12 protein-coding genes are annotated in these 11573 nt (G+C 40.4%); all 12 read right to left on the bottom strand.

Annotation, left to right across the window (positions count from 1 at the left end; translation table 11 throughout):
• Positions 1 to 266: 266 nt before the first annotated feature.
• Positions 267 to 1187, bottom strand: coding sequence for a type 1 glutamine amidotransferase (locus NTU69_10950; GenBank protein MCX5804027.1), 921 nt, complete (start codon positions 1185 to 1187; stop codon positions 267 to 269).
• Complete coding sequence (glnA, locus tag NTU69_10955) at positions 1177 to 2661, bottom strand: type I glutamate--ammonia ligase (protein ID MCX5804028.1); 1485 nt, start codon at positions 2659 to 2661, stop codon at positions 1177 to 1179. Before glnA ends, NTU69_10950 begins: the two co-directional genes overlap by 11 nt.
• A 24-nt stretch (positions 2662 to 2685) precedes the next feature.
• Positions 2686 to 2949 carry a hypothetical protein gene (locus tag NTU69_10960; GenBank protein MCX5804029.1) on the bottom strand — a complete coding sequence of 88 codons (264 nt, stop codon included), beginning with the start codon at positions 2947 to 2949 and terminating at the stop codon, positions 2686 to 2688.
• A gap of 148 nt (positions 2950 to 3097) precedes the next feature.
• Positions 3098 to 3241, bottom strand: coding sequence for a hypothetical protein (locus tag NTU69_10965; GenBank protein ID MCX5804030.1), 144 nt, complete (start codon positions 3239 to 3241; stop codon positions 3098 to 3100).
• Positions 3238 to 3579, bottom strand: a complete 342-nt coding sequence (locus NTU69_10970) for a P-II family nitrogen regulator (GenBank protein MCX5804031.1) — start codon at positions 3577 to 3579, stop codon at positions 3238 to 3240. Before NTU69_10970 ends, NTU69_10965 begins: the two co-directional genes overlap by 4 nt.
• A gap of 11 nt (positions 3580 to 3590) precedes the next feature.
• Positions 3591 to 4949, bottom strand: a complete 1359-nt coding sequence (locus NTU69_10975) for an ammonium transporter (protein ID MCX5804032.1) — start codon at positions 4947 to 4949, stop codon at positions 3591 to 3593.
• A 312-nt stretch (positions 4950 to 5261) separates the two neighbouring features.
• Positions 5262 to 5783: a sigma-70 family RNA polymerase sigma factor gene (locus NTU69_10980; protein ID MCX5804033.1), complete on the bottom strand. Its 522-nt coding sequence runs from the start codon at positions 5781 to 5783 to the stop codon at positions 5262 to 5264.
• Positions 5784 to 5786: 3 nt separating this feature from the next.
• Positions 5787 to 7496: an NAD+ synthase gene (locus NTU69_10985; GenBank protein ID MCX5804034.1), complete on the bottom strand. Its 1710-nt coding sequence runs from the start codon at positions 7494 to 7496 to the stop codon at positions 5787 to 5789.
• 162 nt (positions 7497 to 7658) lie between these two features.
• Entirely contained in the window at positions 7659 to 8891 is a 1233-nt protein-coding gene (locus NTU69_10990; protein ID MCX5804035.1) for a GAF domain-containing protein, read from the bottom strand.
• 599 nt (positions 8892 to 9490) lie between these two features.
• A complete protein-coding gene (locus NTU69_10995) occupies positions 9491 to 10438 on the bottom strand; it encodes an integrase domain-containing protein (protein MCX5804036.1) in 948 nt (315 codons plus the stop codon).
• Between the two features lie 687 nt (positions 10439 to 11125).
• Positions 11126 to 11386, bottom strand: coding sequence for a helix-turn-helix transcriptional regulator (locus NTU69_11000; protein ID MCX5804037.1), 261 nt, complete (start codon positions 11384 to 11386; stop codon positions 11126 to 11128).
• Between the two features lies 1 nt (position 11387).
• Positions 11388 to 11573 (bottom strand): hypothetical protein (locus NTU69_11005; GenBank protein ID MCX5804038.1); only part of this gene is annotated, 186 nt, incomplete at its 5' end.

The raw sequence follows: 11573 nt of genomic DNA on the forward strand, positions 1-11573 counted from the left end.
GAAAAACCTAATCCTTGGACCGAGCTCCTTTTCCAGCACACGCCGGTTTATATCCTGATTCGCATCAAGCTGCTGACAGAAAAAAACCGTGATATTAAGGCCTGCACTTTTCTGATCCATAGCATTAATTCCTCTACCTTACTCCTCTCACTATTTAGTAAAAAGGGCGCCCTTTTGGACGCCCTTGTCAATTTCGAACACATCATCGTGCATTAATATTTAACACTTTACAGGGCATCTGTCAAGAACCCAAAAACTCCTTTCTCTCATTTACTCTCCTTCTCCGTCATAAATGTATGTTCTTTAATATTCCACCAGAGTGGAATTTTTTTCTTTTTATACTTTTTCCCCTCTTCCACAAACAATTTCATCACATTCTTGATACGAAGGGATGATGATATGATGCCTTCAAAATTGAGAAAAAATTGATAAGCCTGTTTTTCAAAAACCTCTTTCAATTTCCTGGTGTCATTAAGGATTTTTTTTATATCCACCTTTCCTTCTTCATTTTTCATCCATGACCCCACCATCTCCTCTGTTACCTCAATATGGAATTGAAGACCATAGGCGTTATTGCCTATCCTGAATGCCTGGTTTTTACATGCTTCACCATGAGCCAGTAGTACGCCACCTTGCGGTACTTCAAGGGTATCTTCATGCCACTGAAAAACCATGATTCGCTCCTGTATGCCTCTGAACAACAGATCTTTCTTGCCTTTATCGGTTAATTCTGCAGGATACCAGCCTATTTCTTTTTGAGTGGCTTTTTCTACACGGGCATCGCAGGCTTTTGCCAGAAGCTGGGCACCTAAACAGATACCCAGTATCGGAATTTCTTCTACCAATGACCTTGTGATAAGCCTGTCCTCATCTTTCAAGAAAGGATGGCCATCCTCCTGATACACATTCATCGGCCCACCGAGAAGGATTATCCCTGCCACTCCATCAAGATGTTCGGGCAATCTATCGCCTTTTTCCAGTTCAACGAACTCAAGCTCCCACCCATCATTTTTGAAAAAGTCTTCCAGGAGCCCAGCTCCCTCACGCTCAACATGCTTAATGATTACAATTTTTCTATCCATCTCTGCATACATCCTTTTTACAACCCCTACCTCCTCAATGAACGAAGCAGAGGGGTTTGAGAAAGAGAGGAGATAGGGGGAGGTATGGTCGGTCTTACATATCAAAGTACAGATAAAATTCGTACGGATGTGGACGCAAACGAACAGGGTCTATCTCGCTCTCCCTCTTGTACTCGATCCAGACATCAATCACATCTTTTGTGAAAACACCACCTCTCAAGAGAAATTCATAGTCTTTTTCCAGCGCAGCAATCGATGCTTCAAGAGAACCTGGCACAGTTGGTACCTTTTTCGCCTCTTCTGGAGTCATGTCATAGGTATTCACATCCGTTGGCTTACCCGGGTCAATCTTATTGATAATTCCATCAAGGGCTGCCATGAGCATTGCTGCAAAGGCTAAATAGGGGTTGGCCGTATTATCAGGTGGTCTGAACTCGAGCCTCTTTGTTTTTGGGTTATTGGAGTAAACCGGAATCCTGATAGCAGCAGAACGGTTCCTTGCTGAATAAACAAGGTTCACAGGTGCCTCATAGCCTGGTACCAGTCTCTTGTATGAATTCGTTGTTGGTGCACAGAAGGTAAGTAGTGCCGGTGCATGCTTCAACCATCCTCCGATAGCATACTTTGCAATCTGGCTAATACCCGCATAACCCTTCGCGTCGTAAAAGATATTCGTGCCTTTATTCCAGAGTGACATGTGTGTATGCATGCCTGACCCATTATCTCCAAAAAGGGGTTTTGGCATAAATGTCGCTACCATATTATTTTTCTTTGCCATATTTTTAATGATATATTTGTAGAGTAAACACTGATCTCCCATCTGGACAAGGGGACCGAACTTCATATCAATCTCACACTGTCCTGCTGTCGCCACCTCATGGTGGTGAACTTCTATCTTTATTCCGGCATTAATCATCGTGAGTATCATCTTGCTCCTCAAATCCTGTAGTGAATCATGAGGAGGAACGGGGAAATATCCTTCTTTATAGCGTGGTTTGTATCCCAGGTTGGGTTTTTCATCCCTCCCTGAATTCCACTCGCCTTCTACAGAGTCGATATAGTAATAACCACAATTTTGAGTCTGGTCGAAACGTATATCGTCAAATATAAAAAACTCCATCTCCGGTCCCCAGTAACTCGTATCAGCAATCCCGGTGGTTTTCAAAAATGCTTCCGCCTTCTTTGCTACGTAACGTGGGTCACGGGTATAGGGCTTCTTGGTAATTGGGTCATAGATATCGCAAAGGATGCTCAATGTCGGAATCTCACATACAGGGTCTACCATAGCGGTCTTCGGATCAGGAAGTAAAATCATGTCTGATTCCTGTATCTTCTGGAAACCTCTTATGGATGAGCCATCAAAGCCAATACCTTCTTCCCAGATGCTTGTCTTAGGGTCATCGATTTCTGACAGTTCCGAAGAAGGGATAGAAAAATGCTGCCACAACCCTGGCAGGTCATTAAACTTTAAATCGACAATCTGTACCTTATTTTCCTTGATAATACGATTTACATTCTGTATATCCCTTGTAGTTGATGCCCCATTCCAACGAAACGAAACCTTACTTTCCTTTCTCATTATTTGAATCCTCCTCTATATTTTTTATATGTTTCCTTCATAATATTGTCTGAGGTTGTCTATGTAGTAGCGTAATAAATGGAATTTATCCCTCAGCTCGGCTGTATTATGGTCGATTTCCCATGCTCCCTCCGCATCATCCAGCACATTCCTTGCTTTGACCAGTAAATTTTCTACTACTGTTCTACTCGGTTTCTCTACGGATTTTCCTTCCTTCTGGATGTCCTGTGAGATATCATACGATGTATCTACAAGTTTTAATCTTCTTGCTTTATCTGTGGTTCCCATGTTTCGCCTCACATAAAACATGATTTAGCTTTCTTACCATGAATATCGTCTTTGATTATTTTGAACGGCTTTGTTCGATTTTTTTTGAAAACCCTTCAAGGACGGTGAGGGATTAATTAGACCTACACTTCTATGTGTAAATCTAACTTTACTCTATTACAAGTAAGAGACTATCTTTTCTGGTAACCATTTTAAAAAAAGGTAAGAAATCGAGGAGTCTATGATTCAAGTGTTTTAAAATCCCTTGAATCCTTGAACCCCTGGAATCCTTGAATCCTGTTTTTATTATCATCCAATCGCAACTCCTCCTCTCTCTTCAGTGCGAATACGGATACATTCAACTAAATCCAGGACAAAGATCTTTCCATCCCCTACTTTCCCTGTCTGGGCGCCTTTGATAATCGCATTAATTGTTGGCCCCACAAAGCTCTCATTCACTGCAATCTCCAGACGTATCTTTCTTAAGAGGTTCCCCATTTCTTTTACCCCACGGTATACCTCTGTCACACCCATCTGGCGACCATGACCCAGCACTTCATTTACCGTAATAAGGTTCACTTCTGCTTTATAAAGTTCCTGTTTTACTGCTTCCAATCTATCCGGTTTAATTATGGCAATAATTAGTTTCATAATGTAACCTCCTATTCTAAGATCGTATATGCATTCTCGTGATGTTGTGTGAGGTCAAGCCCCAATGTTTCATCTTTCTTTTCCACCCGCACTTTAATTACCCCATCCACTATTTTATATATGATTAAGCTCATAATAAAACTGTAGACCAATGTCACTCCAACAGCGATCAACTGGATAAGAAACTGTTTGGGATTTCCAAAAAATAATCCATCCGTCCCTGCCGGGTTTACCGCCTTTGAAGCAAATAAGCCTGTTGCAAGTGCACCCCATACACCACCCATACAGTGGACACCAAAGACATCGAGGGCATCGTCATAGCCAAACTTCGGTTTAATCAGAGTTACCGCAATATAACAAAATACACTGACAAAAATACCGATCACTATTGCTGAAATGGCACTTACAAATCCAGCAGCGGGTGTGATGGCAACGAGTCCTGCTACTGCCCCTGTAGCAGTTCCAAGCATCGTCGGTTTCTCATTAAATATCCAGTCGAGAAGGGCCCAGTTTAACCCGGCAGATGCTGCGGCGGTATTTGTCACTATAAAAGCATTTACCGCGAGCTCGTTAGCACCGAGAGCGCTCCCTGCATTGAATCCAAACCATCCAAACCAGAGGAGGGCTGTGCCCAGGATGGTAAAGGGCAGGTTATGGGGCAGTATTGCTTTTCCGCCTCCTCTTCTTTTCCCAATAAACAAAGCAATCATCAACGCAGCGATACCGGCATTGATGTGGACTACCGTACCACCTGCGAAATCGAGAGCACCAAGATCTTTGAGCCAACCCCCAACTCCCCACACCCAGTGGCATATCGGGTCATAGACAAAGGTTGCCCAGAGAATCATGAATATCAAAAAGGCAGAAAACTTCATCCTCTCTGCAAAGGCACCGATAATCAGCGCAGGGGTAATAATTGCAAACATAGCTTGGAACATCATAAATAACTGATGGGGAATCGTTACTGCATAATCCTTATAGGGTGCAAATCCAACACCCTTTAATCCTATCCAGTCGAGGCCACCCCAGAATCCTTTTCCAGGTGCAAACGATAGGCTATATCCATAAAGAACCCATTGTATACTTATTACACAAAGAATAGTAAAACATTGCATTAAGATTCCTAATACATTTTTACGTCCCACCATCCCGCCGTAGAAAAAGGCAAGTCCTGGTGTCATCAGCATAACAAGGGCAGTCGATATGAGAACCCATGCGGTATCACCAGTATCTACTTTAGATGGGGATTCCGCTACCGGTGCAGATTGAGCCGCTACCGGTGCCGGTGCTGTTTTTGGTTCTTCTGCAAAGACCGTGACCACCATTGCAATACAAAGAAGAAGTAATACAAGAACAGTTATCCGTTTCATACAGCACCTCCAAGTAAAATAAAAAAAGGCGTCTCCAAACCATCGCTGGATTAAAGACGCCTGCGTCTTCCAATATTCTAAAATAAAATGGCGTTCTTTGTATCAAGAACACCATTGTTTGCTACACATCAGTGTGTTTGATATATACAAGTAAAATTTACTTACTTATGGTAATCTTAAAAATTATATACAAGATTTGTTCCTCCTACAAAACTGTACGGGACATACCCCATATGATTGTACGAAATCCTTTATTCTGATCCCGCCTTGCGGGACTGGATTCTAAATTCTAAAAGGTAAGTTATTCTAAATTTAATTGTGAGTTTCTTTATTGAACCTCACATATTTATCTTTAATTTTGTTTCTTATTTTCAAAACCATCACATGGGAGATGCCAAGTTTATGCCCTATTTCTCTCATTGACATGCCTTCAAGGAAAAAGGATAAAATCTCTTTTTCCCTATTAGTTAGACATTTCTGTCCTGTCATCTCTACCTGTAGTTTGCTCTCTAAAAAGTCAAAAAAACCCGTGCCTTCCAAGGATAGAAGTTCTTCCAGCATCATTCCATCTTCACCAACAGGACTATTCAGGCTTAAAAAAGTAGCATTCTCATGCACCTTGCGTAGATAATTTTTGAGATGGAAGTAACAACCCTGCAATATATAACTATCCGTTTTATTATCGAGAATCCCCTTCTTATAATCGATCCAGAGGTGTGTCAGCGCCTCCTGGTATAGGTCTTCATCATTAAAAAAGGAGTAATGCCCATTGAGCTTTCGTGTAATCCTCTTTAATGTGGGTGATATCTTTCTTACCAACATTTCAAAAGACATTGGTCATCCCCTGTACTTATTGGTTATTGGCATTCTTCTGTCCCTGCCGAATGCCTTTGGAGTAATTTTGATGCCCGGAGGTGATTGCCGGCGCTTATACTCGCTCTTATCAACCATGCTCAAAACCTTATCAACAGTTTCCTTCTGTTGTGTGAAAGAAACTATCTCCTCCAAATTCTTATCCTCCTCAATGTAGGCTTTCAAGATTGGGTCTAAGGCATCATAGGGAGGCAAGGTATCCTTATCTTTTTGGTTAGGTCTAAGCTCCGCCGTGGGTTCCTTAATCAATACACGTTCTGGTATAACAGGATTGGAAGTATTTCTATGGATTGCCAGTTTATACACCAATGTTTTTGGTACATCTTTAATGACAGCAAAACCGCCCGCCATATCCCCATAAAGGGTAGCGTACCCCACACTCATCTCAGATTTATTCCCTGTAGTTAAAACGAGCCAGCCAAATTTATTGGATAGGGCCATCAAGATATTACCGCGGATGCGGGCCTGGATATTCTCTTCGGTTATATCCTCCCTCAATCCTCCAAAAAACGGCTCGAAAGCTGTAAGATATGCTCTATAGACCCCGTCAACTGGTATATTTAACATGCTTATGCTTAGATTTTCTGCCAGCTTTGTTGCATCTATTTCAGACTCCTGTGAAGTATAACGCGAAGGCATAAATACCCCAACAACATTCTCTTTACCCAATGCATCAACTGCCAGGGTTGCCACAATAGAAGAATCAACCCCCCCACTTAATCCAACAACCACCTTCTGAAAACCATTTTTGGTCACATAGTCGCAAAGGCCCAGCACCAATGCCTCATAAACCTCAGCAACAGGTTTAAGTGGTCTGGTTTCTCCTCGTGAAATCGGCACTTTCTTTTTATGTAATCTTTCACGTGCAATCGTAATCATATTGTTTGTCTGTTTGACACCGCCCTCAGATCTTTTTAGACCCGCACTCATCAGTGCTTCATCAGGCAGGTCTACTATCAGTAAATCTTCTCTGAAAGCCAGGGCACGGGCAATAACCTCACCATTTGCATCAACCACCATGCTCTGCCCATCAAAAACGAGTTCATCCTGTCCACCCACCAGGTTGGCATATAAAATAAATACTTTGTTATCCCTTGCCTGACTCCTGACAATCTCTTCCCTCAATTTAATTTTACCCTCATGGTAAGGGGAGGCATTAATATTAAAAATCAGTTTTGCGCCTGATAAAGCCTGTATGCTTGCCGGTCCTTCACTGTGCCAGATATCTTCACAGATATTCACACCAAAGGTAAGTTGCCCAAATCTGAAAACCAACGGCTTATTCCCTGGTTTGAAATACCGTTTCTCGTCAAAGACACCGTAGTTTGGCAAAAGCGCCTTGTGGTATATACCTTTGATTTTACCGCTATAAATTATTGACGCCCCATTATAGATATCTCCATCAATCCTGTCTACAAAACCAACAATTGCCACAGTATCATGAACGGCTTTTGCTAATTCCCTTAATGCTTCAAGATTATCCTCAATAAATTTTGGTTTAAGTAAAAGATCCTCAGGTGGATAACCGGTAATTGCAAGCTCTGGAAAGGTTATTATGTCTACCCCAAGCTCACTCGCCCTCTCTATAAATTTGATCATCCTCATACAATTACCCTTTAAATCACCCACCGTAAAATTAACCTGTGCAATAGCAACACGCCAATTTTTTGCCATTTTCATTCACCTCAAAACAAAATAAAAAAAGGCGTCCGAACCACCATTGGTGATTTGGACGCCTAAGTCCATTTTCTCTCTTAATCTTTCAGCTCTCTTTGCTAAAAGATATCAACGTATAACGTATATTTAAATTTATATTAAACCCTTAAGTTTCTTATGTCAAGTCTTTTTCTTTATATCCGAGGTCAGTATGATCGCCTCGGCAATCTCCCTCATAGTCTTCCTAATATCCATACTTTTTTTGTGAATTTTCTTATATGCCTCATCTTCAGAAACCCCCAGTTCCCTCATCAATATACCTTTCGCCCTCTCCACAAGTTTTCTTGACTCCAATGCCTCTTTTGCAGCAAAAATCTCCTGGCTAAGATGTGTATTTTCTATTGCCACGGCAGCTTGATTAGCTACTGTCTGTAAAATATCTATTTCCTCTTTTTTGAATATGTGTTCGCTCTTGGTATAACTATTGATTACACCAATTACCCTATCTTTAATCATCATGGGGACAGAAAGGAGTGAAACAATCTCCTCTTTTTTTGCTATCTCAGGATACATGTATCCAGGCTCTTTTGTAACATCAAGAACAGTAATGGGTGTTTTTTCAAGTACCACCTTCCCACTAATCGACTGCCCCACTTTCAAGTTTGCTTTATTGACATACTCCTTGCTTAAACTCTGGGTAGCCGCAATTACTAACTCTTCCCTCTTCTCATTCAACAACATGATCGAGCAAATCTTAGAATCCATTACCTGTGCTGTCATTGTAACGATGAGTTGAAGGATCTCCTTTATATAATAGTCAGAAACTATTGTGCGAGACACTTCAGTAAGAAGATCCAGCTGTTTTGCCTTTTTTACAACCTCTTCATATATTATGGCATTTTGAATAGCACTGCCTAAATACCTGTTGATAGTGAAAAGTAGATCTATCTTAGTTTCAGGATAATGACGTTCTTTTCTGTTTCTTATATTCATTACACCAATAATCTCATCTTTTGAAAGGATCGGTATCGATAAAAAGGCCTCGTATTTATCTTCTTCAAGGGCCGTAAAGGCCTTGAACCTCTGGTCTTTATATGCCTCTCGCGACAAAGCAACAGGCATTTTCTCTTTCGCAACCCATCCCGTAACCCCTTCCCCCATTTTTAGTTTTATCCTGCCTAACATCTTACGTTGTGGAATGTCAGATGCTGTAAGAATAAGCTCATCATTCGCCTTGTCATAAAGATAAATCAGACAAGAATCGGCAGTAATAAAATTCATCACCATCTCTACAATGCGCTTTAAAAGCTCATTCAATTCCAGATTACTGCTGATGTCCTGTGCAACTCCATGTAAAATTTTCAGTTCCTGTTCTTTTTGTTCTAATTTTTCATTGAGCCCAATAGTATCCACTTTTCACCCTCGATGTGTTAATGGTACATACCAAGTCACGTGTGTCACGTAACATGTTACGAATCTAAAAAGAGGAAAATTACAATATAGAGTATATCGTTTGCCATCGCATTAATCCTCCCTGCGTGACATTTCTATGTGTTAAACTTTAAATAATTAGAAATAAAGTTTATATCAAAAGATCGACATAAAGTATAAAAAAATATAAAAATGTTATAGGAAGCAGAAAATGAATCTTTTTTAAGGAAAAAATTGATAAATTCTGTTTTATTACTTTGGCCTGCGTTCGAACATTGATCCAGAACAATCTGATGAATTGTGAGAAAATCCGATGCTGGTAGCGTTATCTATATTTATCCAAATCTGTGGCCGAGTGCCTTAATTCTCTCGTTATGTTATACGCTATTTCAAATGGTAACTCTCAGAGTCTCATATATATGAAATCATTTAGTTGTAGGTGGAAGCACCGACCCCTTCCCCTATGACACACACACTTATTGCTATTATACTGATTAGAGCGGATTGACCTTTTCTGTGACTTCTGTTTCCAATAGAAAATATTCTAATAGAGAAAGACCTGTTTGTTGTTTTTACTATGGTTAGTCCCTCCTGAACGTTGGGATATAGTATTTTACCATGCTCAGTCTTGAGTGGCCCAGTTCCTCGGTTATTGTTTTGAGGACTGCCTTTTCTTTTTCCCTATCGTCACTATCGCCAATCATTGTCTCATATCTTCCCTCGGCATAATTTGCCCTGAAGGCATGTGGACCGCAGTATATCTCGCCAGCCTTAACTGCTGCCCTTTTAACCTCTCGCGTATACTCCCTTATAAACTCACTCCACGTTGTCTTTGTTTCGCTGAAATGCTTATCTATTGTATAGACTGCCTGACGGATGGCTTCGAGTTCATTCGGTCTGTCTGAAAAGTCAATTTGCCGATCTCTGCCACCTTTGGACTTGAGGATATATATAATACTTGATGAAGGATTAGACAGGACTGATTCAACAACCTTCCTGATGTCACCGGTACGGGCGCCAGTCTCTTTTTGAATGATAGCTCCTGACTTGTAGGGGTCCCTCATAAAGCCAATAACCTTATCTGGAAAACCGAAAGGTATGGTCCGGCATGAGGGTACTGCTAAACTTACCCATAGGCGCCTGCTGTCGTTGATATATGCAATAAGGTCATCACGATTGAGTGCACGGAAGAATTTATTGAGTGCTGAGGCATTTTCTCTGACAGTTTTCTCAGTGTAATTTCTGTCAATAAGGTTCTGAAAGTGGGTCTCAATATGTTCGGTGGTAATCTTGTCAATCGTATTTACGTTAGCTGGCACCAATACCCTATCTCTGAAATTATTGAAGATGCCGGTATAACGCTGAAGGGTTTTATAATTGTGGATATAGGGGCTGCTTTGCTGGAAAGGTTTGAACGTTCTCCGGGGCATGCCGATACCTTGTTCAAGATACCTTACCGTTCTCCCGATTGCATAGCGCAGACCACTTCTGTAGTTTACGTCAGGGACGTTGGTTTTGTTATGTTTCATATAGTTTACCTCCTCTAATAATATTACCAGGGCACAGTACTCCCTTGGTCTTGCTCATTTAGTTTTGGTTAATAGCTCTTAAAGTGAGCCGCACTTCCACTACCTTCTTAAAATAAAAAGCTTCCCTCGTGGATGAGAAACTTGCTAATAACCTCTTAATTTTACTTGATTTTTTTGTGTAGGTTTTTACGATATTATTGTTTTTTAGTTTTATAGTATGTTTTTTTGAAGCAAGTTACCTTAAAGGCAGCCTCTTTGAAAAGCATTGTTGGGTATCCGATGGCCGATAGAAGGTTTATCAGCTATATAGACATCCTCTAATACCTTTATAAATAGTTGTTTTATATAGTTATGTTACAGTGTGTTATAACCCCTTACCCTGTACAATTTCTATACAGGGCAGGCAGGGTTTTTAAAATACTTTTTCGTAAGCCTACAAAAATCTATCTATATATATATTACCATTTTCTTTAAAAAAAATACCAAGAAACCCTAGTGGGACTATTTCTATAGACAAGATTTTTGAGGATTGTTTTTTTGGCAAAAAAGGGTCTTTTCGAATAGAGAAAAATCTACAGGACAGGACCCAGAATGAGGGGTTTCCCTGTCCCGTAGATTTAGACAATAGCTCGTAAAGTGAGCCGCACAAAGCTTTGTTATTAGGATTCACCCTGTTAAATCATTTTTCTATCTAACAGGGCAGGTGTCCATAAATAAACTGTAGATTGGAACTTCAAGACCTTTAGCTACTTTATCCAACGTCTTAATTGTCGGATTAAATTTACTGTTTTCTACATTTACAATTGTGCTTAATGATAAATCAGCCCTTTTTGAAAGCCTGTCCTGTGAAATACCTCTTTTTTTTCTTACCTTTATTATGTTTCCAGATAGGTTTGATTTTAAGGTGTTATTCACCGTATCCTTTTTTTGTTTAGTTCTTGCTATCATTTTACGCCTCCTCAAATTGTTTTCCAATGGTTCTAAGTCCATCGAGATTTATGGTATTCCTTCTTTCCTCAGACCTTTCTTTTTTAGGAGGGTTACTATCAGGAGCTTTGCTAAAAGCATAGTCTTTCATATTCTCAAGGAAATATCTCAGAGAAATGGTAACTATTTTCCCCCTCAATGGCTTAGG

The organism is Pseudomonadota bacterium (assembly GCA_026388215.1).
GTDB lineage: Bacteria > Desulfobacterota > Syntrophorhabdia > Syntrophorhabdales > Syntrophorhabdaceae > JAPLKF01.

Bases quoted from the DNA above. Each gene is read 5' to 3' on its own strand.
- NTU69_10985 (MCX5804034.1), bottom strand. From the start codon at position 7,496: ATGGCAAAAAATTGGCGTGTTGCTATTGCACAGGTTAATTTTACGGTG.
- NTU69_11000 (MCX5804037.1), bottom strand. From the start codon at position 11,386: ATGATAGCAAGAACTAAACAAAAAAAGGATACGGTGAATAACACCTTA.
- NTU69_10975 (MCX5804032.1), bottom strand. From the start codon at position 4,949: ATGAAACGGATAACTGTTCTTGTATTACTTCTTCTTTGTATTGCAATG.
- NTU69_10995 (MCX5804036.1), bottom strand. From the start codon at position 10,438: ATGAAACATAACAAAACCAACGTCCCTGACGTAAACTACAGAAGTGGT.
- NTU69_10965 (MCX5804030.1), bottom strand. From the start codon at position 3,241: ATGATAATAAAAACAGGATTCAAGGATTCCAGGGGTTCAAGGATTCAA.
- NTU69_10970 (MCX5804031.1), bottom strand. From the start codon at position 3,579: ATGAAACTAATTATTGCCATAATTAAACCGGATAGATTGGAAGCAGTA.
- NTU69_10980 (MCX5804033.1), bottom strand. From the start codon at position 5,783: ATGTCTTTTGAAATGTTGGTAAGAAAGATATCACCCACATTAAAGAGG.
- NTU69_10960 (MCX5804029.1), bottom strand. From the start codon at position 2,949: ATGGGAACCACAGATAAAGCAAGAAGATTAAAACTTGTAGATACATCG.
- glnA (MCX5804028.1), bottom strand. From the start codon at position 2,661: ATGAGAAAGGAAAGTAAGGTTTCGTTTCGTTGGAATGGGGCATCAACT.